Raw genomic sequence first — 22,660 nt, forward strand, 5'->3', positions numbered from 1 at the left:
GCAATAAAAAACCCCGCTATGCGGGGTTTAATCAATAAATTCAATCTGAAATAGGTATTCTGGTGAAATTCCTATTTCTATCAGACCATATAAAAATAGAGCATGCCGATTCAATCAAACAAAATTGAATACTGGGATTTGTAATTTTAAAATTCCTTATTTCTCCGCTCTCGCAATCCCAATAGCCTTTTTCACATGCACTTTCCCATACCTCCTCCGACGGATTCAAAAGCTCGATGGCTAAGCTTTGAGGAGTAATTTCATCATTCTCTTCTAGTGGGAATTGCCCTAGATCACCCATATCAACTATGAGCTTAAAACCTTTTGGTGAACTTTTTTTAAGGAGAATTTGGGCGGTATCTGACTTGCCATCGTTATTAAAATCACTAACAATTTTATTTGGAGCATTATATCTGGCCCAGTCATCAACTACATCTTCTTTATCAGATACTCGCCAACCGTCAGGAGGCGTTATTTTGTTTTGATTGGAGGTGCATCCAAATAAGCTTAAAATTAAAATGGGTAAAATAATACATTTCATAAATTATCAAGGACCTAAATATTTATAATTCAAGACAACATACTAATTCTTTGGTCAAAAAGAAACCTCCCGAAGGAGGCTGTCTTTATTTAGGATGCTCTATCTAGGAGCAGGAGAAACCAACCTAAGCTGATTCCTTACCCCGTACCAAAATTAGCTTCCATATATTCTTCAAGAGATATTTCCTTACGCTGTTCATTTGGCATGAAGTCATAAGGATCTACTTCCTTGTGAATCTTCAAGCTAGTGTAATGCGCTGTCCAGTTACCAAAAGCATGTTCGAGCCTACGACCAAAAAATAAAGAGCCATACTTTTTACGGTAGGCTCTCCAAATGTTTAGTTCAGCATTGTTTATGTTTGCTTGCGCTTCTTCAATGGTTCTTCCACCGATTCCGTTGAGGACGAGTTCGCACCAGAATTCATTTCGCTCGAATTCTTCTTCAGTAACTTTCCCGTAAAGTTATTTACCTTGTCAGCCTCTTGATAAACAGCATCAATAAACTTCGGATCGGAATCGTAGACATCTTTTAGCGAAGTAAAGAACGGCGTTCCTTTCCCATCTTCACAAATCGAACCAATCAAACGTGAAGCGACCAAACGACTACCATTGATTTCTTTTAAAACTGGGTCATCTGGGTTTGTCACGACATCCCATTCAAAAGCCTTTGCTACTTCTTGCTGAGCAATGAATGAAAGTCGCTTAATAAAGACCTGCCCTTCAAGTTCAACTTCATCACCGACAGTCACCTCCGATTTACCCGTAAGCTCTTTAAGGTCTTCAAGGTTCTCTTCTGTAGCAAATACCTTCCATGTTACTGTTCGCTCAATTGGCGCACCACTTTGGGTAACCTTTCGAAGGGCTTTAAGATTTGTTTTAGCCATTATGGAATCACTCGCGGGGTTGTGATGACAGCGGATGTACGTACCAAGGTGAAGGTGTAACCAATCAATGAGTCCTGTTCAACGGTTGGTGCTGCTGGGTTTAAGTAGCCTTGGAAAGACCACCAAATTCGTGTTTCAGGTAGATCAATACCTGTCGTAACATCATAAGTTGGCGGTGTTTGGTTATGACTGGAACCAACATACCACTCAACCTTTTCACCAGAATCAGCTAACGCAATAAGCTGTAAATGGCTTGCGTTTTCATCATCTAGGTCAATCTGAATGGAACCTTCACCAGGATCTCGTAAACCGCGCTCATAATCCTTCGTGTCTGAATCCAAGCAAGTTGCATCAATCTTAGAAAAGGAATCCTCTCCAAAAGTAAATGCTTTAGGGCAACTGAAGCGTACAACTGCACCTGCGATAACAGCAAATACTTGCGTACGTTGCGCTTTAATACGTGCCATGAGTAGCTACTCCTCTTTTTAGGCATAAAAAACCGCCCTTTAAGGCGGTTAAGTTGGAAAATAAATCTGTTATCTGTTTAGCCACCAATTCGCATCAAACCCACGTCCAAAAACATTAGTATCGAGAATTCGCTCAAAATGGTTGGGGTGAATACTGGTCACATAACAATATGGTTCAAGTGCAGTACGAATGGCTGCTCGAATATCGTAAGCTCGCTTTTGATTGCTGTCATAAACAACAATCTGGAAAGACACATGATCAATATTTGCTGCACTGTCCAAGTTGTTTTCAGGATTTGCAGTCACAACCGACCAAACTGCATAAGGATATGCTGTGCCTGTTGGTGCAATATCCTCAAACACTTTTAAGGGGTTATTCCCTAGTAATGCTGTGACATTTGAATCTGCTTTTAATGTTGGAACCACTGGAAGGATGTTCATAGTTTTGCGAGTTCCTTATCAAGCTCAGTACTAAAGTTCTGTGCAAATGAATCTGTCACAGCCTGAATGTTGTTTTCTAAAGCAGGTCGCATAAATGGAGTTGGTGGCATTTCCGATGTACCCAGCTCAACATACCTAAAATGGCGAGTGTTCCCCCCGGGAAGAGCTATGGTGTTGTCTTCCAATACCTGTGCGGCCTCACCTTTTTTTCTTCGCTCTTTCACGACAATATTCTTGCTGTGCTTATTGGCACCTGCACCACCGTTTACGCCCACGCGCATTACTATTGCGTTTTGGTCTCGCGTCTTTCCAGGCGAAATTGCAATGTTCTTCCAAATCATCTCAGCAGTTTCAGGATCATCGATTCCTTTGGCATTGCTACGGGCTGCATCACGGACAATTGCCATGGCTTTACGCGCTGAACGCTTTGCAGCATTTTTTGCTAAACGTGGATTAGCCAATGCTCTCAGCTTTCGCTCAATTTCATCCACTCCCGTTATTTCAATCTCAATAACCATGACCTACTCCAATACCGCAAGCTCCAACGTCATGTAGATCTTACCGTTCACATTGTCGGGCTTAGGTGGTGAAACAATTTGGAATGTATATCCATCCCAAAGCACACGCATATCTGTAGTAATGTCACTACGTTTACGCAGCTTTAGGCGCGCGGTGGTTTGTGAACCCGAAGCCTTGGCATTGATTGAGTCTTTAACTGATAAAAACTCAACCTTAGCCCAAAGCTTTTTGAACTCAGCCCACATTTCTGTTTCGTAGTTGTTTTCATCGTAAGTGACTGTTTTGCTCTGGATTGTGACTCGGTGGCAGAGTTCTTGGGTCAAGTCCATAAACTAAACCCCCATTTCTCGGAACTTTTGCAATAAGGACCAGTAGGCTTGAGGTTTACCTTCTAAGCTTCGGCTGTAACGGTACTGAACAAAGATAAGGCGTGCAGAATCTAATGCCTCGTTATCAACCAAATCTGTTTCATTTATTCGGTCTGCTTCATCTGCAATAATCTTACGGTCTAGATCGTTCTGAATTACGACGTTGGCTTCAACAATCCAGCCCTCTATAAGATCATCTTCAGTGTCATCGTCAACTCGACAATGCTTTTTAGCTTTCTGTAGATTGATCATCTGGTTTCACCTGCTTGGCTGGTGTTTTCTTAACTTTTGGCTCAACTACTTCAGAAGCTTCCGCTAATACCCCTTTAGCAACTAAATGCTTTACATCATTAGGATTGGCTTCTCGTTGTTCACCTGTACGATAGAATTTATCGCCATAGTGCTCGCGCTTAACTGTATAAATTGCCATTTTAAACTCCAAAAATAAGGGGCTAAATACCCCTTATTTAAATCGATTAAGGTACAGGAACAATGTCACCATAGATGAATGCTTCAGGACGATACACCGCCAAAGCCAAGCGCTCTTCAGCAAGAATCGTTACCAAGTTTTTGATGAAGTCATCTTCATTTTCTGTCGCAACTTCAACACGAGATAACCAGCGGTCAAACAGTTGAGCCCCCATAGAGAAAGCGCCCGTCAGGAACTTATTCACTGTAATTGCTTGGGTTTCTACAACTGGCAATTTCCATAAAGTTGGGTTTAATGCTCCCTGTGGATTGCCAATAATGTACTGGCCCGAAGTGTCTTTCAGTGTTTCGATTGCAGCCCAATCAATCGGGTTTAATACGTGTCCACTTGCAGGGTATTCGGCAAGGACTGCTTGCAACATCGCAAAGCGTAAGGTATCAATTTTACTTTCTGCAGTCGTAGTGACACCTGTTGGGCGCACGTAAGCTGTTGCTTGTGGAATGATGCCCAGTAAGTTTTGACCGGTACCATCGCCATTTAAGATCTGCTGTTCTTCTTTAAACGCCAAGCCATAACGTAAGCGACCATCAATATAAGACTGTAACTGCGATGCATCATCCAAAATTTGACGCGATGCCTTCATGAAGTGTGCAATTACTTTTGCATTTGTCGATTTCAAGTCAAATTTAATATCGGACTGCGGTTTTACTGCGCCTTCTGCCACTATAGCTGCGGCATTTGTAAAACCTGTTTCCTGTACGAATTCCAATGTGTTGCCATCCATACGACCTGGCATGAGCAAATCACGGATCGTAAGCTTACGATCTGGTGGAGCAATAATTCCTGGAATGCGAGTAGTTTGAACCAAGTCGCCTGCTGCACCTGCTGTATCTGTTGTTGCAGAAGTAATCGTGGCTTTAATTTCAAGATTTGCTTTACCACGCTGTCCTGCTGAACCTTGCAATGATTTAAATTGCTCAGTTTCCACAAACTGACGCCCCAAAGACTTAAATTCTTCAGGTGTATCGCTCGGACGGCGAGCCATTTTCTGCTCGAGTTCATCTAAACGCGCTTTGGTTTCATTCAGCTTGGTAATCGCTTCATCGGCTGCCTGTTTGGCACCTTCCGCAATTTTATCACCATGTTCGCGCTTACCTTTGAAGTCTTCAGCGATTCCTTTGACTTCATCAACTTGTTTTTTAAACTCTTGAGCGAGTTGTTCTAAATTCTGATCAGGCATTGCTGACTCCTTTTAAGATATTTAAAGCATTTGAAATTGATTTCGCTTCTTTGATTTCTTCCTCTGACTCGCTCAGAAGAGAGCGCAACCCTTTGCTAGCGATGGCAGTAGATTGCGATTTTGAAAATCCTGACTCTCTCAAGAATTTTTCAAATTCTGGTAACGTCGGCAGTTCGCCTTCATCTAATTTGGATTTGACCGAAGTAATCAGACTTCGATCATTGGCTGGCTGAGTCACGATAGAGATTTCACCAATATCAACCTCGATCAACTCTCGAATCCCATTGCCTTGCTGATTTGCCTTCTTGGTGGAATATCCAATGCTTAAACCATCAATGGCACCCGCTTTCAGAAGTGCATGTATGGATTTAGCTCTCGGCACATCATCAATAAGCAATTTCCCTTCAACGAATAGTCCTTTTTCGTCTTCGTAAATGTTGGTGTAGATCCCAATTGGTTCGCTGTCGTTGTGGTTCCAAAGCACTGGTGGAAATTTATTTTTGGTTTTCCATTTATCGAGGGATACTTTAAAAGCCCCTGGCAAAATCACATCGTTGTACCAATCGATATTTCCAAAAACCGCCCCATAGCCCGAAAAAAAACCGTCCTCTTGGACGGCTTTAATTGCTAAATTAAAACTTTTTCTATTCACTTGTTTTCCCCTGTTCTTGTCCCAAAGGCACCATTTGCATTTGCACCATGAGTTGATCTGCCGTTGGATCTTCAGCACGTGGCATATCCTCAAGCTCACGTACTTCATTTCGGGTATATAGCCCGTTTTGGGTCATCTTCACGTAGAAATCTGCTCTTGCTGTGTTATTTGCACGCAATAGACCATCTACCACAAATTTAGGGCGATATTTGTATTTGTCCTGCGGCAATAGCAATTTGCGAGAAATGGTTTGCTCATATCGAATCAATTGAGGATTCAGTGAGTAGGTCAAAAAACCTTGATTAGTCTGCTCAAGGCTAGATGCCCAAGAGCTTGCTTTATTCGTATGTCCAATCAATTGCGGTGGAACCCCAAATGCTCGACAAATTTCCTCAATTCCAAAGTAGCGAGACTCTAAAAGTTGAGCATCTACCGGATTGATTCGAATACTACTGGCTGAGGCAAGCTTCATTCCCGCCTCAAGGATCATGTATTTCCCTGCATTTTCAGCCTTACTGAACTCTGCTAGGTGGTTACGCATTCGTGTGCGCTGCTCACTGGTTAAGGTTGACTCGCCTGTTTCCAAGAATCCGCCAACCTTGAGGCCATTCTTGAACCAGTCCTGTGCTTGGTTATTGGCATCGAATTGCATGCCAATGGTTTGTGCAAAAAATTGAATAGCAGACAGCCCTACATAGCCATCCAAAGTGAATCCTTTGAAATGCAGGATTTCATCTTCTCGATAGACTTTCACTTTGCCGTTTTCAGTGTAGTGATATTCCAAAGCACCTTCTTTACTGCGCTTCACCACCATTTCACTCGGAAAAAGAGGCTCCAAAGAGATGATGCTTTTGTCATTTCTACGAGCAATATAGTTGTAGGCATTACCCCATAGATCTAAACATGCAGACTGGATCTGCCAAAATTCACTTGCGCACATATCTGCATTGGGCGAATCATGTAAAACTCGGTAAAGACCATGATCTTTGGCGATCTTTTTATTTGAATCATATAAATGCAATGGTAGTGTTGAGATGGTTTCAGCACGCAATTTCACGCATGCCCAAACTGCTGAAAGCTTTAAGGCTGTTTCAGGGCTGACGACCGCTCCACCAGATGACATGTAGCTATCAAAAGGATATGAAGTATCCCCCTTTTTCAATTGGGTTCTTCCAGTCAATCGTGACCAGAAACGGGACCAAAAACCCGTGTCTTGTAAATCGCTCATGCTATCACGACATCCTCTAAATACCCGTCAATGTCAAAATTCTTTGCTTCAGGTGCAAGACTCATCAATGCCACAGCGTTAAACATCGCAATCACGGGATCAATCTTGCCAATACCAGAGTCCTGCTTGGTGATTCGCATCCCATTACCAATCATCACGACTCGTGCATTACCTACGCACCAAACCATAAGTTGTTGCCCTGCATGCCAAAGGTTGCCCTCTGCTAATTTACGCTCGGTTGTCATGATATAGCCCATGAGCTTATGACCTTGCGGTACTGCGACAAGAACTTCTTCAGGGATGCCAGAACCAGTTAATCCATCAATAAGACCACCTAGACCTTGCGGATCTAGTCCAATTTTGTCGAGCTTACCGCTGTCATAAATTTGCTTTGCGATTAGCGCCAACTGATCAATGTCTTCACCCACTTTATCGACAACAACAAGGCTCCCTTCTTTCTCAAAGTCTTTATATTTGGGAATGTTCTCTTTACGGCGTTCTAAGGCAAGTTTATTTGCCCAAGCCCTGCTCCAGAGCCACCAAATACGTGGATCTTTCTTCAACCGGCCTAAGGCTGCAAAACCAAGTAAGTCATCGAGTCCACCACCATCAATCCCCAAGGTGATCAGCTCTGATTGTTCAATCAATTGCTCAAGACTAAATACATGCTTTTGCTGATTCCAATATTCAGCACCTGCCCAACGGTTTGCACGTAGGTTCATGCCGATTTCGATGTTCAAATGCTTTGCAAGGAAGTCTCGAAGTGATTCTTCACCTGCATCTTTAACCTTGTTGAACTCTGAAATCAGGTATTCAAGGTCAACCGAAGCACCCAAATTAGGGTTGGTGATGTAGAAATTCTCTGGTTTTAAGTGCTCACCAGCTTCCACCAGATGCTTAGGGAATTCATAAATCAGCGGTAAAAAGGCTTTATCCTCTTTGATTCCATCCCTTACATCACGGGCATAATCCAGTAATTGCTTAAATACCCCGCATGGCACTTCATCTGACATGGTAGACAGATAAATCACACATCCTTCAGGTCGTGATGCTAGTCCACCTTTTGCTTCACGGAACATAGATTCCGCATTGGCACGTTTACCAAAAAGCCAAACCTCATCGATCAAAATGATTGAGGCTTTCTTACCTGCCGCAGCATTAGATTCCGCAGCAATAACCTTGAGCGTGGCACCTGTACCCAAGTGAGTAACTGTTTTAGTGTGCTCAGAAATATTGATCATTGCACTGAGCTCTTCATCAGCTTTGATGAAGTCTCGGATCGGGTTGAAAGAGTTGTCTGCAACTTCTTTCGTTGGTGCCATGATAATAAGTTCTGCTGAAAGTCGGTCATTCAACAACAACGCAACCAACATCACACCTGCAGCAATCGTAGACTTTGTGTTCTTCTTGGAAATCAGAAGAAAGAACTCTCGAATCAGTCTGCGTTTTGTGTGTGGGTTGTATGCCCCAAAAATTGCACGGACAAATTCAATGACCCAATCCAGTGTGACATCACCCATCTTTGGGCTATCCATCACATCAACAAGAATCAGCTCTTTAAAAATGCGCTCTGCAACATCTGCCACTTGAGAAAATAATGGTGCACATGGCATGAGCGACTGTTTTTTGACAATACGCTCCTCCCAGTCTGGGCAAGCTGTTGTCCATTCTGGGAGCATTGCGGTCATGTTTTAACTCGGTAGTTGATTATTCAAAGTGCCGAACTTTCCAGTTTGACTGGCTTTCTTAGCTTCTTCTGCTTTGGATTCTTTCTTGCCTTTGTCAGCAACCTTGCCATGCACGTAAGGCAATGCAGCCTTAGCAGCATTCACCCGCATGAACATGTCATCGCTTTTATTCATCACATCAATAAGAAACTGGAGTGGATCATCTTTGGCATAGTTCTCATCATCCAAAGGGTTGTCATTTTCCCCACTATCCACGGAGTTAACTTTTGGTTTTTCTGGAGTTAACTTTTCAGATTTAGAAGTTAACTTTTTGACTGATTTAAATTGTTCTATATATGCAATTACTTCAGGGATTTTTGCTAATTTTGAACCCTGCTGCATTGCAGATTTTTCACTGTATCCTGCTGAAATTGCAGCATCTTTATTGCTCATACCATCAACAACAGCTTGAGCAAAAGCTTTCATTTTTGCTGTTAAAGCCATTGCGACTCCTTAACTCTAAAAGTTAACTTTTAACTAAAATGGGAAATTTTTTTATACGTGAGATGGGCGGTGGTGTCCGCTGATAAATGATTTTGAACTTTTTACCTCCCCCCTCCATCTACTTAATTTAATCAAGCTTATTTCCACATGCTATTTCTTCTTCACTTGCACGGCGAACCTTTGAAAGATCAGCATAGTCTCCAGTAGCAAAGAAAACCTTGTCATCTTCAACTTTCATAACAGTCATCAAGTCAGTCCAAGAACCACTTATTACAACGATGTCTTCCTTTTTAATCATTGCCGACTCTCCTTTTGCGTTTTCTTCTTATGGCATTCTGGGCACAACGATTGAAGATTGGATTCATCATCCGTTCCACCTTGTGCAACATTGATGATGTGGTCCAGTTCAAGCTCAGTGGTTACTCGACTGCAGCTCTGGCATGTCCATCCATCACGCAGATGAATCTTGTCTTTAAGTCTTCGCCATGGTCTACCACCACGACCAGTGCCCCAGTTCTTCTGTGGTCTTGGTTGCTTAGGTATTACCGTTTCAAGTCTGGTCTGTAGTCTTGGTAACTTCGCCATACCTAATCATCCAAATTGCGTGAGCTTCTTGGCTCTTCTGCGTCATCTTCCAATCGAATCAAAAGCTCATTGATTTGTGCTGTCTGTTCGTTGTTGATCTGTACCATCTGGCTGATCAATTGAATCAACTGATTGTTTTGTTCCAACACCAAGTGACATGAGCACCCGTTGCATTCTTTCTTTTGCTTGTCTTGCATGTTTAATCATCCATTCACGGCGGGCTTCACAGCCTTGACAGGTCATTTGGTAGATTCCAGATTGCTTTCTAAATTCTTAACCAATCGTTTTTGTTCCCGAATAAATACGGCGATTTCATCTATTAGCTTCTGAGGCATATCACATGGATGAATCATTGATGCGCCTTGAATGTTCTCTCTGTAGCGTTTCAAATTCTTTTGAGCTTCAACTTTATCCATGAGCAACCTCGTGTGATTAATTACAGGCAATAAAAAACCACCCGAAGGTGGCTTAAAGTTCACATAATAATTTTTTACTGCATACCACCTAAGGTATATCCACCTCTTTGTGGTATCTGTACCGGAACAAACCGCTGTCCTGGTTGTGTTGTTTGCTCAAATCTACTTGGTTCATCATCTGAACTATAGCGCGAAGACCTCTCATCAGGATAAGAGCTTTCATATGATGGTTCACTGTATCTAGAATCCCAATCAACTGAACAAATCAAACCACCATATGATGTTTCCGAGCAATCACAAGAACTAGAAACATCATCACTTAAATCATATGCTTTTGATTTCGCACTGGCACAAGCTTCTGTGCGCGTATCCCCTAGACCTGTTGACACTCCTGCATAAGCAGCTGAGCCCCCAATCGTAAACAAAAACACTAATGCTATGCCGTATCGTTTCATTATTAAATCCATTTGTTTATGAATTGTAACTATAATTCATTTATATATTTTTAAATACAGTCCTTTAAAAACATTTAGATCCTCTTAATTCCAATACAACGCTGCCTGCAAATTCTTAATCCGCTCTTTCAACTTAATAATAATCCCGTCGATCGCCAGCAACTCATTCCGAGTGAAACCTAAGCGTCTTATGCTCTGGTACTAAGATTGCTCAGTGCTGCAAAATCCAAGGTCTTGTTTAGCTTGTACTTTATCTGTCATAGACACCACAAATATGAAAAGAAAAACCCCGCCAATATCTAGAATTGAGCGGGGTTTTATGTGCCGTAATACGTTCGGCTAGTCTTTAACTTCTTTCAAACAATTTCGGCACGCTTTGATTTCTTCATCATCAACTGTGTAATCAATCTCTGTCGCACCGTGAAATCCAAACAAACACATCAAGAATCGGAGCATTACTTTTCTCCATGCAAAAAAAAGCCCACTTCAGCAGTAGATTGATGTGGGCTTAAACCAAGGACCTTAGAGGGTCATTTAGAAACTACAGCTCTTTCTAGAAGTAATCATGCATACTTGTTCGTGATTTTTTTGTGAAAAATTAAAACAAACCAGTATTTAATGAATTATCCCTAATTAGAATCTAGGTGGCGGCATTCAATTTAAACCACTACGAATAAATGTGCCGCCATAAAAAAAGCCCACAAATTGTATTGTAGGCTATTAAAATCTAAAAGATTAGTCAGGGAACTATCTACTAAATCTGATGCGGATATTGCAGAAAATCTAAACGGATTGCAATACCAAAATGCATCTAAAATACATATTCATAAAAATTTCATATTTCAGAATGCAAAAAAGCCCACCTTTCGATGAGCTTTTACAACTTCTTCCAATGATGGGAGTGTCACAAGCATAGCCTGCTAAACTGACCCACTTAGCGAGTTGCCAACTTATTTTTAATATACCATTTCAACAAAAATAAAAAAGCCCATCTTTTGATGAGCTTTTAAATATTTAGTGAATCGCTATAACTTCGTCCACTATAGCAGAAATATGCCATATTGCTTGTACAGGGTCAATACTCAAAGGTGGAACTATTTCAGTCTGTTATACATTTTACCCATCAGATCATAAGCAACAGAGAAGCCCCACAAAGATATAACCTCCTCGTATTCCTCTCCATCCCACTCATTAAATCTCGTAAATGCGGTTTCCCCAACTCGCATTTGGTTAATTATTTTAGTTGCTGAATTTTGCAAAAATATTCCTTTCGTTTTGTGGTGTTGATTCTTATCAATCCTTATATATGAGAACTTATATAAATTTAATTTTTTAATGTCTGAAGAAACAGTCAGCATTGTTCCACTTTTAGAAGACTTAATAATACCTAATGCAAACTTACCCATAACACATGACTTCTCATCAGTAATTGAATCTCTTGAGCAAGAAACTTTCCAACTATTCTCATACGGTTTTTCATTGTCGTTATCCAAGACAATCGCATAATTGTTGTCAATGTTGTAATACATGGAGATATTATTGGGGAAGTTTTTTATTTCAAAATAAACATCATCTTTGGCGAGATAGACAACTCTTGAATCCGAGAAAATTGGTTTTATTTTTAGTTTTGCATAATCCTCGGGTTTTACAATTACCGCAGAATCCTCATTCTGAGTAGAACGTAGAATAATATTTGAATCACGATACAGATCATTGGCTTCTGTTGAGTAAGTTCCATCAGATAAAGTTTGAGTAAGTTGCTCAATCCTATCAACACTATTCTTTGCTTGGGATAACTCTACAAGTTCAGCCTTTACCATTTGTGTACTAGATATACTTAAACCAAAAGCTAGAACCCAATTAGCTTTATTAAAAAAGCTTTTAGCATTAGAAACCATATGATTAATTCATTGAATATTTTCACACAATTCTAATGCATTAATTTAAAATTTAACAAAGCGTTATTTAGTTCTTATAGGTATAAAACTATAACGCGCATGCAACGCAGCCAAGCCACATTTAACATCCATACGTGCATCCATCTGGCTTCGTTCATCTGTCACCATCTCAGCCCATGAGTTGCTATAAAAGTAACGGTCAATAATTGCATCCATCCAATCATCCATAATCTCAGACTGACCAAGCATATCTAATATTAGACGTTGTACGGCGCGGGCTTCATTATCATCAATCTGACAAGTTAGTTTGCTAGGTCGTGACTTTGGTGGTTCAAAATCACCCGTTAAGTAATCCACAATAATCTGCTGTTGCTGCGCTTTAGTCAGCTTCTTATATTTTTGCGCTTTCACAGCGCTATCCATCGCTATAGCAATTGGATTGATACTCTTCCCACATGTAACAGATACGGAATTCATCCAAGCACCAAATTGATATAACCACCCCTCTAAATCAAAACGTGTCCAATCGACTGCCTGTAAAATATGTTCTTGCTTTGCCACTACATTCATCCCATTCCCCCTCAAAACTTCGCAAATCTTTTAAAAACCAACATCGCTGCATCCCGCGCATGTTCATTGGTACGACCGACCCAACCAGTCATACGCTTAAAGTCTGTCGCTTTCTTTTTAGTGGCATTGGCTGCTGGGTGAATCATCTTGTAGGTGTAGCCCTGCTCCTTGCACCAATCCTCCCAAATTTGTGCATCACGTTTGACCGATCCAACACCCTGTGCCTTTTCACGACCACCCGTAAACCAAGTGCGCTGCCGAGCATCCTCAATGTATAAACAGACGTTACCTATTTCCCATTCTTCAATTAACGCCTTTACCTTCTCCATTGCCTGTGTAATCGATAAAGACTCTACCTGTTCTAGCTCACCACCATTGCCACGATCAGCAGCAACGGCGAAGCCAGTATTCACCCCTGTATCAATCCCAATCATGATTTTCATGCGTACATTGTCCCCAATTCATTTTTGTTATTCAGAAACATCTGATTGACTGCCCCGATGTATCCGCACCATCCAAAGACTTCACTCCAGTAAGTCCAAACGCCGTTGGTGCAATTCCAAAAGGTTCCATCATTTTCGATGTGGGTTGCGCCGTGTGGAATCATGCTGCCTCCTTCAAATTGCCACTGAAGCCGACCTGTTTCAGGTAGGACTCCCATTTTTTGGCTTGGGTTGGATCTTCAAGTTTTACGGCGATGCGTGCTGCAAGTTTTTCAAAGGACTCACCTGGTTCGCTGTACTTGCCTGAAAATTCAGGATGGTGAGCAAGTTTCTGTGCGAAAGTGGCTATCTGTTTTTCAGTCAGGTGTTTTGGGTTATTGGCTGTAGGTGTTTTGCTGTATCCCGCTTTGGTCTCTTGGGAGTACTTGCTTCGATATGCGTTCAGCAACCAATCTGCAAAGTGGAAGTTCATGAGTTCATCGCAAAGGGATTTGTCTTGGTTGTAAATCTCGAATGCTCGTTTTTCCCGTTCTGCCCATTTCGCTGTCAGGATGGTTTTTGGATCGATGCTGTCATCGGCCAAAGAAATTTCTTCACGAAGTTTTTTGAAGCAAAGCCAATCTTTTTTGTTTTTAGATTCTATTGGAAGATTCCTTGGGAGATTCTGTGTCCCAATTTCGGTACTGGTCTCGGTACCGTTTTCGGGACTGGTTCCAGTGCCGTTTTCGGTACTAGTCCCAATATTGGAACTTGTACCTAAATTGGAACTAGTCCCGTTTTTACCACTAGTCCCCTTTTTGGTACTGGTTGGCTCATCTTCCCGCCCGACAACGCCCAGCAGTTGGTAAACTTTTACGCCGTTGCCGACGATCTTCCCTGTATATTTAATCAGGGCTTTTTTCTCTAGGTCGTCTAAAACTTTGATGATGGTTTTGCGGTTCATCTTGGTGTCTTTAACCATTCGCATAATGCTTGGGTAGCATTTGTGGTCTTCCCCTGCGCGGTCTGCCAGTGAAAGTAATATGAGGCGTTGTGTAGAACTTTCTACTTCCGCTCTCCAAGCCCAAATCGTTGCATCTAAACTCATATGGGTTTCCTCTTATTCATCATCTACGCACTGGTGTATTTGTGCGTCCAGTTCGGCAAGTATTTCGTGTAGTCGGTGAATGACCTTAGACATGTCTATGGCTTCCCCGCGTGTGATGCGTCCGTCTGCCATCATTTCTTTAAACAGCGTGTAGACGTTTCCGCCTTTCATGCCAAAACTCAGCACTAAATCTGTGAGTGCTGTATCTCGGTTTTCTGGTATATCGGGCAGATCTATAGCGACCTTGCCGTGTACGGCATTTAGGCTTTGTAGTATTCGGTAGTCATTGGTCAGCGCCATCAACTTGGATGCTTCTAGCAGCGTTAAGTGATGGGTGTCTGTATTTGGATTGACTTTGCTATTGAGCACGGCGGGACTTTTGATACCCATACGAGGTGCGAGTGTATTTGCTCCACCTTTGTAGTCGTGCACGGTGTGGTAAGCAGCATCTAATATGTTCATAACGGGTTCCTTTGAACGTGTTTTTATATTTGATGCGGCTTAATTTATTGATGTACTTCTTTTTAAAGGTAATAAGCCTTTGGCCAAATCTCTTATTTGATATTCACGCACAAGTGGAATTTTATTTTCTGACCATTGACTGATTGCTTGAGAGCTAATTCCTAGCTTCAAAGCTAAGTCTGTAACGTTGCAATTCAAAAGCTCTAATGCTTCTTGTTTTGTCATTAACTGCACTCGATTAGGTAACTTTACTTACCTTATTAAATAACATAAAACTTACCTAGTCAAATGGTAAGATTCCTTACATTGAAAATGGGCAAAAATTTATGGAAACTTTAGGAACTCGCCTGAAAGAACTAAGAAAAAATAAAAAAATTACGCAACAACAAATTGCTGATGCGATAGGCGTGTCTAAGACATCCGTTATTTATTGGGAAAAAGACGACAATCTTCCTAAACATGAAAGTTTAATGGCACTAGCAAAAGTACTTAGCGTATCTCCTGCATATTTATTAAATGGGGACACAAATGATAAGTCTGACTCAAATGTATCCATGCCTTTTCAAATTTCAGGGCGATTAATTCCTGTTATTTCATGGGTTCAAGCTGGTACTTGGACTAGTGTAGAAGCTGTGCCTGCGGGTACACAGTTTGAAGAATGGTTACCCCCAAACCCGAAATGTGGCAAACATGGGTACGGACTAGAAGTATCTGGAGAGTCCATGCTTCCAGACTTCCGCCCTGGCGATAAGATTTATGTGAATCCTGACTTTCAAGTAAGTGACTTAAAAACTGGAGATCTAGTCATTGTTTCGAGTGAGGGTGGTAAAGCTGCTACTTTCAAGAAGTTAATTGTTGAGACTGACAACATGTATTTGCAGCCGCTAAATCCTGAATGGTTGGAAAAAGCTATAGCGTTAGAAGATGGATGTAAATTGGTCGGAAAAGTTGTGGGCCTTTATAGAGATGTATAATTATAATTTATAAAGATGTCACATTATAATTCATAGAGGGGAAACTATTTTGAAAAATAATCCTTATGCTGCTGCTGCATCAAGTATTGGTTACGATTACCAAATAAGATTAGCTCTTCTCAAGTCATTTAAAATCAATGAAGAGAGCGAAGTCCATATTGAAGCATTAGATGATATAGAGCTTAATACAAAGGATGGGAAACAATTACTATCATTAAAGCATAAACAGATTAATGATACTCTTACAGACCTTTCAGTTGATTTCTGGAAATCAGTCAATATCTGGATCGATAGAATAAAAACTATCACTACTCCAATAAATTTCTTATTGTGTACAACAGCTGAAGTATCTGATAGCTCATTTTTAAAAATCATCACAGATGGAAGTAAGAGAACTATTCAGTTAGAGGATATAACTCAAATTGAAAAAATTTTAGATACTTCAACTAATAAAACTATAATTCCTATCAGAGAAAAATTTAAAGCACTAGAAGATTCTAAAAAAATTGAATTATTCAACAGGATTACAATTATAGATAAATCAATAAGAATCAATGATATACCCAATGACATTATGGATAATTATTTTAGAACGGTGAACCAACAATATAGAAATAATGTATACGAAACATTAGAAGGATGGTGGTTTTCTAAAGTTATTGAAAAAATGACAGGTAGTTTAAAAGATCCTTTAATTGTTAGAGATATAAGTGCAAAACTTCAACAAATAAGTGAACAATATTTTGTAGATAATCTTCCTATAACATTTGATGAATTGACACAAGATCAAGTTGATATAACAAGTTATTTGGACAATGATTTTCTTTTTGTACAAAAAATGAAACATATACGCATACGAGACACCCAACTTCAACGCTCTATTTTCGACTTCTTCCGCGCCTATAATCAAAGAGTTGAATGGTTAAAATCCAATTTAGTAACATCTGAAGAAATATCAAAATTTGAAAAAAAACTAATAGATGAATGGGAACGATTTAAAGATGATCAATATTTTGATGATGAAGAAATTACACAACCTGAATTGTTAAAAATTGGACGTGCAATTTTTAGTTGGGCTCAGAACACAAATATATTTATCAGACCCAAAGTTACAGAACAATATGTAACGAGAGGAAGTTTTCATATCTTAGCTGACAAAGAAGACGACTTAATCTATTGGCTGCCAAAACTTCCTTGATAGGTATAAAATGACTGATTTTAAGAAACAACCTAGTGAATCAAGAGCTTTATTTTCGCCATCTTATTGTGCGCTGATTATTGCAAATTTCATTGATCATTATCAAAAAAAATCTGGTAAAAGTATCCCACCAGCATTGATACATGTAATTCTCCCCTTAGTACTTAATGAAGACTATGCATCATGCTTTCTAAATAATAGTAGAAAAAATTTTTTCCATATAGTTGAATCTAATAGAAATATTTACTCATCGTTCCCATTAAACTACTTTAACTCAATTGAGATCACTAACAACGCCCTACTTTTCCTTGCCGAAGCTAAAATTTTGTCTGTACAAGACGGCGCAATTGAATTGAATGATAAATTTCTAAATAAAAGTTACTTTAAAACCAATCTCAAATATGAATTCCAAACTTCTAATACTATTTCTAACTCTATTTCAAAAATAGATGACGTAACTGGTATATTTATTACGCTAGGTATTAATCCATGAAAATTAAATCCATACATATATATAGTCACAATGGTGATGTTAGAAGTATTAACTTCAAAATTAATGGGCTAAATATTATTACAGGATTAAGCTCTACTGGAAAATCTTCAATTATCAATATTATTGAATATTGCTTGGGAAAATCAGATTGTTTAATTGCAGAAGGGGTTATCACGTCTAAGGTTTCATGGGTTAGTGTAATTTATACTATAGGTGAGCAAGATGTCTTGATTGCAAAGAAACTACCAGAAAATGGAAAAGCTAGCTGTAGCCAGTTAATGTTAAAAAGAGGAGTAGATCTCACTGCTTGTGATTTCAAAGAATTAGAAAATAACTCTAATGATGATACTTTAACCTTGTTATTTAATAATTTACTGAATATTCCAAATGAATATACGAATGTTAATTCTAATCAAACACGTACTTCATTTAATATCAATTTATCTCATACCAAATTTTATTTATTTCAGCCTCAATCTTTAATAGCAAATAAAGATAGTTTGTTTTACAGACAATCAGAAAGTTTTATTCCTCAAGCCATTAAAGATACTTTCCCAATTATCGTGAAAGCGGAATCTTTAGAATATAGAATAATCTTCGAAAAAATCAAACAGTTATCAAAAGATATAAATTTGATTCAAAAAAGAATTGAAAATGAACAAAATGATGGCAGCTATTTAATATTTGATCATCTAAAAAATGAAGCATCAAATTTTAAAATCGACATTTCAAATGTATTATCACCAGAAAAACTCTTAAGTTTAGTAAAATTAAAAACTAGTGAAGCTAATCTTCAAGAAGATTTTTCCGAAGCAATCGTTAGTATCCAAAGAGAAATTCTCGAACTCCGAAAGGAAAAAAGCAAATTAATTACTGAACAGTCTCTACTAGAAAAATTTTTCTCAGAGAAAGACACTTATTTTACAAATCAAAAACTATTGGAATCTAGACTATCTACAATAAATGCTTTCAAAAATATAGAGTTATCAGATAGTCAAAGTTTCAATGAAATTATTAAATTAGTTAAATCAGACTTGGTAAGTATTAGTAAAAAACTAAAAACTTACAATAAGATTTCTGATGATCTTAATAAAGACAAAGTTTTTGATGAATTATCAAAGAGAATCAATGATATAGATAAAAATATTATCAAACTAAATCATCAACTTGCAGATCTCAATGAAGCCAACAATACATATTTAAATGATTCATTCGATCTTGCAAACTATTATATTTTAATTGGAAAAATTAAAAGTTTCATCGAGAATATAAATATTAAATCGTCTGAAAGCCTTCAAGAAGAATTAATTCAAAAACAGCTCAAACTTTCAGATCTAAAAATAGCTCTTGAAGAGTATGATAGTATTTCAGAGAAATTAGATTCAATTATTTTTCAGATTTCTTTAAAAATTACCGAGTATTTGAAACTATTAAATTATGAACATGGTACTTCTACAACCAGATTCGATTTAAAAAATTTAACTTTAATTACAACAAGATCTTCTGGAAAATCTATACCTATGAATAAAATAGGTAGTGGTGCTAATCATCTGGCTTTACATATTTCTGCTCTTTTAGCTTTTCATTATTATTTTCAAAATTTTAGTTGCCCAGTTCCATCTTTCATAATTTTTGATCAACCAAGTCAAGTATACTTTCCTCAATTAGGATTAGAAGCCAAAACTGATTTACGCGATAACAAACACTATAATAGAGATGATATTCAGGCTGTTAAAAACTTGTTCAAGTTCCTAATTAATTTTATAAAAGAGGAAGTACCTAATTTTCAAATCATTGTTACAGAACATGCACTTTTCAATGAACAATGGTTTACAGATTGTATGATTGAACCATTTTGGGCACCTCCACATGCACTTGTACCAGAAAATTGGCCCAACTTTGGGTAAGCTAAATTACTATTTGACATTTTAGGTAAGTTAACTTACCTTTATCTCGTACACAACAAAAAAGCACCCCTGCCTTCGAACTCATGGGTGCTTTTACAACTTAATGCGAGATAAGTATGAAACAAAAGCCTATATCTAGTCAAACGACGCCTATCCTTTTTCAACACCCTACTACCGCCGATCTACGTCCGTCACGTTGGCAAACCATTTATACCAATGCCAAAGAGTTTAGCCTGTTTGCCCTACTTGCATTCGCTCTGTGGCTAGTCATCCAATTCTTCTATGTTGTAATTGGAGGGTAATAAAATGGATTCTCTAATTAAAACAGAATTTCAAAGTGTTCAAGAATGGCGTGAACATGCAACACAGCTATTTGGTTCAGATTCATCCCAGTGGCAATTTGTATGTCCTTCATGTGGTCATATTACTAAAACGCAAGATTGGATAGATGCAGGAGATACAGACAAATCTATGGTTGCCTTTTCATGTATAGGGCGCCTACTTGGTTCAAAGAATTCTCTCTACTCTAAAAACTCTCCTTGTAACTATGCTGGCGGCGGGCTATTTCAACTTAATCCTGTCACAGTTCATCACGATGGAGAGGAATCTAGAGTTTTCCAATTCTATTATGCCAATAAGGAGGAAACTCCAAATGACATCTAATATCCAACGTCTCAAGCTAAAGGTATTTGCTGAACGCTATTGGCAAGACGAAGCATCCCGCCCAAAACGTGACACACTGGTTAGCCATATAAAACGTGGTTGGCTCAGTGGTAAAAAAATTGGTAAACAATGGTATGTCGAATGCACATCTTGGGGTGCGCCTTTGTACTATTCAGATGATGTGCCTAAGGTGGAGCTAGAGTCTCCACCTAAAACGGGCAACTCTATTGCAGACCGAATATTAGCGGAGATTTAACATGGCTCCTCGAAGTCGTAAGTCGGGGAACTTGGACCTACCTCCCCATGTCGAAGTAGACAAAAAGCCCAATGGCACTATGTACTTCCGCTACCTACTACCAAACGGACAGCGTAAGTCATTAGGTAAAGACCGCAATGAAGCCATTAAGGCAGCTCAGGCACTCAATACCGTGCTTGAGCGTAACCCAGACATTGTGTCTAAAATTCTATCTTCAGTAGAAAAAGCACATAAACAAAGTAGTGTTCCCAACTTTGGCCAAGCCTTAGGTGAATATGAAAAGCTGCATTTACCTAAGAAGAAACTTGCCAAAAATACTTTGGTCAATGTCACGGCGAATATTGGGAAATATCAGGACATGTGGGGGCATCTTTACTGTACCGATATTACCCTACTCATGATTTCAGAATACCTGAAAAAGCAAACTGACTTTCAGGCAGAAAAACACCGTTCACAGCTTATCGACATCTGGAAATACTTAGTGGCCAACGGCTGGGCACCAGACAATATTGCTGAGAAAACCTTAAAACCAATACGACCTGAAAAGCTGCGTACCCGTCACTCCAACGAGTCGATTGAATTAGTGAAGTCGGTTTGTCCGCCCTGGTTAAAACTGGCAATAGACCTTGCATTGCATTCCATTCAACGGCGTGCCGATCTGGTGGTCATGGAACGTTCAAGCATTAACATTAAAGACAACACCATGACCGTACTACAGCATAAATCGCTGAATTACGACAAGCCTGTGTTTATTGAAGTGGATATGCATCCAGAGTTAAGAGAAGTTGTGCTGCAGTGTGTAGAGCATTCAATGAAGCTGCGCTGCCCTTACCTTATTGCAACTCGACCAGAACGCATTAATGAGCAAATCCGTAATGCGAAACTGCATCCTTTTGCAGTAACGGAAGATCACATTACCAAGCAGTTTAAGAAGTATCGGGACCTGTCTGGTGCTTATGATCATTTGGAACCAAACCAACGTCCATCACTGCATGACTTACGCGCCTTGGGCATTTATAACATCACGCAGAAGTATGGGAAAAAGTACGCACAGGCACTGGCTGGACATGCAAATGTGAAAATGACCGACCACTATTTAGAAGGACATGAAGCACCTAAACCAGAGCGGATTAGCTACCGTTAGTCATACCAATAAGCTGATGCTTTCATTTCATGGATCATCAGCTTTTGATTTCATATAATCGCCAGTATGTTAAATCGAAGACTATTTAGTGGAAAATCCAAATAATAAGGATTTTGAATTAAGCACTACCAAAATTTCACCTGCCAATACTTTCAGAAAGTAGTTATATTTGTCTTAAATAATCTGTAAATTGTTTAAAGTCTTGTGATTTCGTTTCAGCAAGAGTCAAATCAAAGTGATTTTCAACAAAACTGTGAATATTTTTTTTCCGCTTATTTTTATTTCCTAAATCAATTTGCTGAGTAATATCTAATGTACTTTGGTCAAAACCGAATTCTATCCAAGATTCAATATTTTCTATAGCGAAAAACAACATAACTTGGCTATGATTCTTTGCTAATTGATTAAATTTTTCTCTAAATTTTTTATCTTCTTCATTGGGATAGTCACTATCAAGCAATATTAGAATATGATCAAATTTACTTAAATTATCAACAATAAGATTATCAAAGTCTTTCAAAAGAGAAAATTTTCCATAAGTTGGAATTATTAGAAACTCTATATTTAACTCCATCTTATTTATTAAGTTTTTCACAAAATCTCTATCTTGCGGACCTTCTACGAGAAGTAAAACTTTCTTTAATTGACTGGTATCTTTTTCACTATTATCAACAATTATGCTTTTTTCCAACTCTTTCATACAAATTTCAATTTTTGCCTGAAAGTCTAAAAAATTATAGAATGATACTATCCAATTATTTAAAGATCTTTGAGTAATCCAATCCAAAAAGTCAAATATCTGTATTTTCTCAACGTAAGCAGGTTTGAAATCTATTACATGGTGATTCTTTCTTCTAACCTCTTTTTCATCAAGAGTTTTATATCTTGCAAACGTAATTATAGGAATACCAGCTTCATCTGCGGTTATAAGTTCCATCCATGTAATAGATAATTCTTTATATTTATAAAAAAGTGTTTGATCTCTTAGTTTAATTTGTACTGCTTCTGAATTTAAATCAAAAAGTTTTCCACTATAATTTCCACCATAGCGTTTATCAATTAAACAAATTACTAAATCAGCAGTTTTAACTGCTTCTAAACATTGATCATGTGAATGTAAATTTAACTTTGCTGGAAACGTTGGACTTTCATTATAAAGAACAGTGTGT

Annotated in this window: 33 protein-coding genes; 7 read left to right on the plus strand and 26 right to left on the minus strand. The window is 38.8% G+C overall.

All coding sequences use genetic code 11. The features are described from left to right. Nucleotides 1-40: 40 nt before the first annotated feature. The 25 genes from DCO44_RS14410 to DCO44_RS14525 all read right to left on the minus strand — a co-directional run bounded on the left by DCO44_RS14410 (nucleotide 41) and on the right by DCO44_RS14525 (nucleotide 15,081). Entirely contained in the window at nucleotides 41-541 is a 501-nt protein-coding gene (locus tag DCO44_RS14410; RefSeq protein WP_116763074.1) for a hypothetical protein, read from the minus strand. Nucleotides 542-678: 137 nt separating this feature from the next. Then, nucleotides 679-876 carry a hypothetical protein gene (locus DCO44_RS16890; protein ID WP_081401261.1) on the minus strand — a complete coding sequence of 66 codons (198 nt, stop codon included), beginning with the start codon at nucleotides 874-876 and terminating at the stop codon, nucleotides 679-681. Nucleotides 877-893: 17 nt separating this feature from the next. Further along, the gene (locus DCO44_RS14420; RefSeq protein ID WP_116763078.1) at nucleotides 894-1,424 is read right to left on the minus strand and encodes a phage tail assembly chaperone family protein, TAC; all 531 of its coding nucleotides are present in this window, start codon (nucleotides 1,422-1,424) and stop codon (nucleotides 894-896) included. Continuing rightward, nucleotides 1,424-1,891 carry a phage tail tube protein gene (locus DCO44_RS14425; protein WP_116763080.1) on the minus strand — a complete coding sequence of 156 codons (468 nt, stop codon included), beginning with the start codon at nucleotides 1,889-1,891 and terminating at the stop codon, nucleotides 1,424-1,426. The genes DCO44_RS14420 and DCO44_RS14425 overlap by 1 nt, the downstream gene beginning before the upstream one ends. 69 nt (nucleotides 1,892-1,960) lie before the next feature. Next, on the minus strand, nucleotides 1,961-2,332 hold the full coding sequence (locus DCO44_RS14430) for a DUF3168 domain-containing protein (protein ID WP_116763082.1): 372 nt from the start codon (nucleotides 2,330-2,332) through the stop codon (nucleotides 1,961-1,963). After that, the gene (locus DCO44_RS14435; RefSeq protein ID WP_116763084.1) at nucleotides 2,329-2,850 is read right to left on the minus strand and encodes an HK97-gp10 family putative phage morphogenesis protein; all 522 of its coding nucleotides are present in this window, start codon (nucleotides 2,848-2,850) and stop codon (nucleotides 2,329-2,331) included. Before DCO44_RS14435 ends, DCO44_RS14430 begins: the two co-directional genes overlap by 4 nt. A gap of 3 nt (nucleotides 2,851-2,853) precedes the next feature. Then, nucleotides 2,854-3,180, minus strand: a complete 327-nt coding sequence (locus tag DCO44_RS14440) for a phage head closure protein (protein ID WP_116763086.1) — start codon at nucleotides 3,178-3,180, stop codon at nucleotides 2,854-2,856. A gap of 3 nt (nucleotides 3,181-3,183) precedes the next feature. Further along, the gene (locus tag DCO44_RS14445; RefSeq protein ID WP_116763088.1) at nucleotides 3,184-3,471 is read right to left on the minus strand and encodes a head-tail connector protein; all 288 of its coding nucleotides are present in this window, start codon (nucleotides 3,469-3,471) and stop codon (nucleotides 3,184-3,186) included. Beyond that, entirely contained in the window at nucleotides 3,449-3,649 is a 201-nt protein-coding gene (locus tag DCO44_RS14450; RefSeq protein WP_116763090.1) for a hypothetical protein, read from the minus strand. Before DCO44_RS14450 ends, DCO44_RS14445 begins: the two co-directional genes overlap by 23 nt. 46 nt (nucleotides 3,650-3,695) lie before the next feature. Next, nucleotides 3,696-4,889, minus strand: coding sequence for a phage major capsid protein (locus DCO44_RS14455; protein WP_116763092.1), 1,194 nt, complete (start codon nucleotides 4,887-4,889; stop codon nucleotides 3,696-3,698). Continuing rightward, a complete protein-coding gene (locus DCO44_RS14460) occupies nucleotides 4,882-5,541 on the minus strand; it encodes an HK97 family phage prohead protease (RefSeq protein ID WP_116763094.1) in 660 nt (219 codons plus the stop codon). Before DCO44_RS14460 ends, DCO44_RS14455 begins: the two co-directional genes overlap by 8 nt. Then, the gene (locus DCO44_RS14465; RefSeq protein ID WP_116763096.1) at nucleotides 5,534-6,769 is read right to left on the minus strand and encodes a phage portal protein; all 1,236 of its coding nucleotides are present in this window, start codon (nucleotides 6,767-6,769) and stop codon (nucleotides 5,534-5,536) included. The genes DCO44_RS14460 and DCO44_RS14465 overlap by 8 nt, the downstream gene beginning before the upstream one ends. After that, nucleotides 6,766-8,457, minus strand: a complete 1,692-nt coding sequence (locus DCO44_RS14470) for a terminase large subunit (RefSeq protein WP_116763098.1) — start codon at nucleotides 8,455-8,457, stop codon at nucleotides 6,766-6,768. Before DCO44_RS14470 ends, DCO44_RS14465 begins: the two co-directional genes overlap by 4 nt. A gap of 3 nt (nucleotides 8,458-8,460) precedes the next feature. Next, a complete protein-coding gene (locus tag DCO44_RS14475) occupies nucleotides 8,461-8,940 on the minus strand; it encodes a terminase small subunit (RefSeq protein ID WP_116763100.1) in 480 nt (159 codons plus the stop codon). Nucleotides 8,941-9,067: 127 nt separating this feature from the next. Continuing rightward, a complete protein-coding gene (locus tag DCO44_RS16665; protein ID WP_165815726.1) occupies nucleotides 9,068-9,238 on the minus strand; it encodes a hypothetical protein in 171 nt (56 codons plus the stop codon). Further along, nucleotides 9,235-9,525, minus strand: coding sequence for an HNH endonuclease (locus DCO44_RS14480; RefSeq protein ID WP_116763102.1), 291 nt, complete (start codon nucleotides 9,523-9,525; stop codon nucleotides 9,235-9,237). The genes DCO44_RS16665 and DCO44_RS14480 overlap by 4 nt, the downstream gene beginning before the upstream one ends. Before the next feature lie 66 nt (nucleotides 9,526-9,591). After that, the gene (locus DCO44_RS14485; RefSeq protein WP_165815727.1) at nucleotides 9,592-9,768 is read right to left on the minus strand and encodes a hypothetical protein; all 177 of its coding nucleotides are present in this window, start codon (nucleotides 9,766-9,768) and stop codon (nucleotides 9,592-9,594) included. Then, the gene (locus DCO44_RS16670; RefSeq protein ID WP_165815728.1) at nucleotides 9,765-9,941 is read right to left on the minus strand and encodes a hypothetical protein; all 177 of its coding nucleotides are present in this window, start codon (nucleotides 9,939-9,941) and stop codon (nucleotides 9,765-9,767) included. The genes DCO44_RS14485 and DCO44_RS16670 overlap by 4 nt, the downstream gene beginning before the upstream one ends. 74 nt (nucleotides 9,942-10,015) lie before the next feature. Further along, entirely contained in the window at nucleotides 10,016-10,396 is a 381-nt protein-coding gene (locus DCO44_RS14495) for a hypothetical protein (protein ID WP_116763109.1), read from the minus strand. Between the two features lie 1,094 nt (nucleotides 10,397-11,490). After that, nucleotides 11,491-12,294 (minus strand): hypothetical protein, encoded by an 804-nt coding sequence (locus DCO44_RS14500; protein WP_116763111.1) that lies wholly within the window; start codon nucleotides 12,292-12,294, stop codon nucleotides 11,491-11,493. Between the two features lie 63 nt (nucleotides 12,295-12,357). Then, nucleotides 12,358-12,864 (minus strand): hypothetical protein, encoded by a 507-nt coding sequence (locus tag DCO44_RS14505; RefSeq protein ID WP_116763113.1) that lies wholly within the window; start codon nucleotides 12,862-12,864, stop codon nucleotides 12,358-12,360. Nucleotides 12,865-12,875: 11 nt separating this feature from the next. Further along, the gene (locus DCO44_RS14510) at nucleotides 12,876-13,307 is read right to left on the minus strand and encodes a hypothetical protein (protein WP_116763115.1); all 432 of its coding nucleotides are present in this window, start codon (nucleotides 13,305-13,307) and stop codon (nucleotides 12,876-12,878) included. Nucleotides 13,308-13,467: 160 nt separating this feature from the next. Continuing rightward, nucleotides 13,468-14,394: a helix-turn-helix domain-containing protein gene (locus DCO44_RS14515; protein WP_116763117.1), complete on the minus strand. Its 927-nt coding sequence runs from the start codon at nucleotides 14,392-14,394 to the stop codon at nucleotides 13,468-13,470. Between the two features lie 12 nt (nucleotides 14,395-14,406). Next, nucleotides 14,407-14,856, minus strand: coding sequence for a phage regulatory CII family protein (locus DCO44_RS14520; protein ID WP_116763118.1), 450 nt, complete (start codon nucleotides 14,854-14,856; stop codon nucleotides 14,407-14,409). A 39-nt stretch (nucleotides 14,857-14,895) separates the two neighbouring features. Beyond that, nucleotides 14,896-15,081 carry a Cro/CI family transcriptional regulator gene (locus tag DCO44_RS14525; RefSeq protein ID WP_116763120.1) on the minus strand — a complete coding sequence of 62 codons (186 nt, stop codon included), beginning with the start codon at nucleotides 15,079-15,081 and terminating at the stop codon, nucleotides 14,896-14,898. Nucleotides 15,082-15,182: 101 nt separating this feature from the next. Between DCO44_RS14525 and DCO44_RS14530 the strand changes: the two genes are divergently transcribed. The 7 genes from DCO44_RS14530 to DCO44_RS14565 all read left to right on the plus strand — a co-directional run bounded on the left by DCO44_RS14530 (nucleotide 15,183) and on the right by DCO44_RS14565 (nucleotide 21,491). Then, nucleotides 15,183-15,830, plus strand: coding sequence for a LexA family protein (locus tag DCO44_RS14530; RefSeq protein WP_116763122.1), 648 nt, complete (start codon nucleotides 15,183-15,185; stop codon nucleotides 15,828-15,830). A 49-nt stretch (nucleotides 15,831-15,879) separates the two neighbouring features. Beyond that, a complete protein-coding gene (locus DCO44_RS14535) occupies nucleotides 15,880-17,028 on the plus strand; it encodes an ABC-three component system protein (RefSeq protein ID WP_116763124.1) in 1,149 nt (382 codons plus the stop codon). Nucleotides 17,029-17,038: 10 nt separating this feature from the next. After that, entirely contained in the window at nucleotides 17,039-17,521 is a 483-nt protein-coding gene (locus DCO44_RS14540; RefSeq protein WP_116763126.1) for a three component ABC system middle component, read from the plus strand. After that, nucleotides 17,518-19,428 carry a DUF3732 domain-containing protein gene (locus DCO44_RS14545; protein WP_116763128.1) on the plus strand — a complete coding sequence of 637 codons (1,911 nt, stop codon included), beginning with the start codon at nucleotides 17,518-17,520 and terminating at the stop codon, nucleotides 19,426-19,428. The genes DCO44_RS14540 and DCO44_RS14545 overlap by 4 nt, the downstream gene beginning before the upstream one ends. Nucleotides 19,429-19,734: 306 nt before the next feature. After that, nucleotides 19,735-20,091, plus strand: coding sequence for a VVA0879 family protein (locus DCO44_RS14555; RefSeq protein WP_116763132.1), 357 nt, complete (start codon nucleotides 19,735-19,737; stop codon nucleotides 20,089-20,091). Continuing rightward, complete coding sequence (locus tag DCO44_RS14560) at nucleotides 20,081-20,347, plus strand: hypothetical protein (RefSeq protein ID WP_116763134.1); 267 nt, start codon at nucleotides 20,081-20,083, stop codon at nucleotides 20,345-20,347. The genes DCO44_RS14555 and DCO44_RS14560 overlap by 11 nt, the downstream gene beginning before the upstream one ends. Nucleotide 20,348: 1 nt before the next feature. Beyond that, complete coding sequence (locus DCO44_RS14565; RefSeq protein ID WP_044740304.1) at nucleotides 20,349-21,491, plus strand: tyrosine-type recombinase/integrase; 1,143 nt, start codon at nucleotides 20,349-20,351, stop codon at nucleotides 21,489-21,491. Nucleotides 21,492-21,654: 163 nt separating this feature from the next. Here the strand turns inward: DCO44_RS14565 and DCO44_RS16675 are convergent. Then, nucleotides 21,655-22,660, minus strand: a 1,006-nt coding sequence (locus tag DCO44_RS16675; RefSeq protein WP_165815729.1) for a DUF4276 family protein, incomplete at its 5' end; no start/stop codon positions are given.

This window comes from Acinetobacter sp. AM (assembly GCF_003105055.1).
Taxonomy (GTDB): domain Bacteria; phylum Pseudomonadota; class Gammaproteobacteria; order Pseudomonadales; family Moraxellaceae; genus Acinetobacter; species Acinetobacter tibetensis.

What these genes read in the sequence shown, in the direction of transcription:
- DCO44_RS14410 (WP_116763074.1), bottom strand. Translation starts at nt 541, where the DNA reads ATGAAATGTATTATTTTACCCATTTTAATTTTAAGCTTATTTGGATGC.
- DCO44_RS14420 (WP_116763078.1), bottom strand. Translation starts at nt 1,424, where the DNA reads ATGGCTAAAACAAATCTTAAAGCCCTTCGAAAGGTTACCCAAAGTGGT.
- DCO44_RS14425 (WP_116763080.1), bottom strand. Translation starts at nt 1,891, where the DNA reads ATGGCACGTATTAAAGCGCAACGTACGCAAGTATTTGCTGTTATCGCA.
- DCO44_RS14430 (WP_116763082.1), bottom strand. Translation starts at nt 2,332, where the DNA reads ATGAACATCCTTCCAGTGGTTCCAACATTAAAAGCAGATTCAAATGTC.
- DCO44_RS14435 (WP_116763084.1), bottom strand. Translation starts at nt 2,850, where the DNA reads ATGGTTATTGAGATTGAAATAACGGGAGTGGATGAAATTGAGCGAAAG.
- DCO44_RS14440 (WP_116763086.1), bottom strand. Translation starts at nt 3,180, where the DNA reads ATGGACTTGACCCAAGAACTCTGCCACCGAGTCACAATCCAGAGCAAA.
- DCO44_RS14445 (WP_116763088.1), bottom strand. Translation starts at nt 3,471, where the DNA reads ATGATCAATCTACAGAAAGCTAAAAAGCATTGTCGAGTTGACGATGAC.
- DCO44_RS14450 (WP_116763090.1), bottom strand. Translation starts at nt 3,649, where the DNA reads ATGGCAATTTATACAGTTAAGCGCGAGCACTATGGCGATAAATTCTAT.
- DCO44_RS14455 (WP_116763092.1), bottom strand. Translation starts at nt 4,889, where the DNA reads ATGCCTGATCAGAATTTAGAACAACTCGCTCAAGAGTTTAAAAAACAA.
- DCO44_RS14465 (WP_116763096.1), bottom strand. Translation starts at nt 6,769, where the DNA reads ATGAGCGATTTACAAGACACGGGTTTTTGGTCCCGTTTCTGGTCACGA.
- DCO44_RS14470 (WP_116763098.1), bottom strand. Translation starts at nt 8,457, where the DNA reads ATGACCGCAATGCTCCCAGAATGGACAACAGCTTGCCCAGACTGGGAG.
- DCO44_RS14475 (WP_116763100.1), bottom strand. Translation starts at nt 8,940, where the DNA reads ATGGCTTTAACAGCAAAAATGAAAGCTTTTGCTCAAGCTGTTGTTGAT.
- DCO44_RS16665 (WP_165815726.1), bottom strand. Translation starts at nt 9,238, where the DNA reads ATGATTAAAAAGGAAGACATCGTTGTAATAAGTGGTTCTTGGACTGAC.
- DCO44_RS14480 (WP_116763102.1), bottom strand. Translation starts at nt 9,525, where the DNA reads ATGGCGAAGTTACCAAGACTACAGACCAGACTTGAAACGGTAATACCT.
- DCO44_RS14485 (WP_165815727.1), bottom strand. Translation starts at nt 9,768, where the DNA reads ATGACCTGTCAAGGCTGTGAAGCCCGCCGTGAATGGATGATTAAACAT.
- DCO44_RS16670 (WP_165815728.1), bottom strand. Translation starts at nt 9,941, where the DNA reads ATGGATAAAGTTGAAGCTCAAAAGAATTTGAAACGCTACAGAGAGAAC.
- DCO44_RS14495 (WP_116763109.1), bottom strand. Translation starts at nt 10,396, where the DNA reads ATGAAACGATACGGCATAGCATTAGTGTTTTTGTTTACGATTGGGGGC.
- DCO44_RS14500 (WP_116763111.1), bottom strand. Translation starts at nt 12,294, where the DNA reads ATGGTTTCTAATGCTAAAAGCTTTTTTAATAAAGCTAATTGGGTTCTA.
- DCO44_RS14505 (WP_116763113.1), bottom strand. Translation starts at nt 12,864, where the DNA reads ATGAATGTAGTGGCAAAGCAAGAACATATTTTACAGGCAGTCGATTGG.
- DCO44_RS14510 (WP_116763115.1), bottom strand. Translation starts at nt 13,307, where the DNA reads ATGAAAATCATGATTGGGATTGATACAGGGGTGAATACTGGCTTCGCC.
- DCO44_RS14515 (WP_116763117.1), bottom strand. Translation starts at nt 14,394, where the DNA reads ATGAGTTTAGATGCAACGATTTGGGCTTGGAGAGCGGAAGTAGAAAGT.
- DCO44_RS14520 (WP_116763118.1), bottom strand. Translation starts at nt 14,856, where the DNA reads ATGAACATATTAGATGCTGCTTACCACACCGTGCACGACTACAAAGGT.
- DCO44_RS14525 (WP_116763120.1), bottom strand. Translation starts at nt 15,081, where the DNA reads ATGACAAAACAAGAAGCATTAGAGCTTTTGAATTGCAACGTTACAGAC.
- DCO44_RS14530 (WP_116763122.1), top strand. Translation starts at nt 15,183, where the DNA reads ATGGAAACTTTAGGAACTCGCCTGAAAGAACTAAGAAAAAATAAAAAA.
- DCO44_RS14540 (WP_116763126.1), top strand. Translation starts at nt 17,039, where the DNA reads ATGACTGATTTTAAGAAACAACCTAGTGAATCAAGAGCTTTATTTTCG.
- DCO44_RS14545 (WP_116763128.1), top strand. Translation starts at nt 17,518, where the DNA reads ATGAAAATTAAATCCATACATATATATAGTCACAATGGTGATGTTAGA.
- DCO44_RS14555 (WP_116763132.1), top strand. Translation starts at nt 19,735, where the DNA reads ATGGATTCTCTAATTAAAACAGAATTTCAAAGTGTTCAAGAATGGCGT.
- DCO44_RS14560 (WP_116763134.1), top strand. Translation starts at nt 20,081, where the DNA reads ATGACATCTAATATCCAACGTCTCAAGCTAAAGGTATTTGCTGAACGC.
- DCO44_RS14565 (WP_044740304.1), top strand. Translation starts at nt 20,349, where the DNA reads ATGGCTCCTCGAAGTCGTAAGTCGGGGAACTTGGACCTACCTCCCCAT.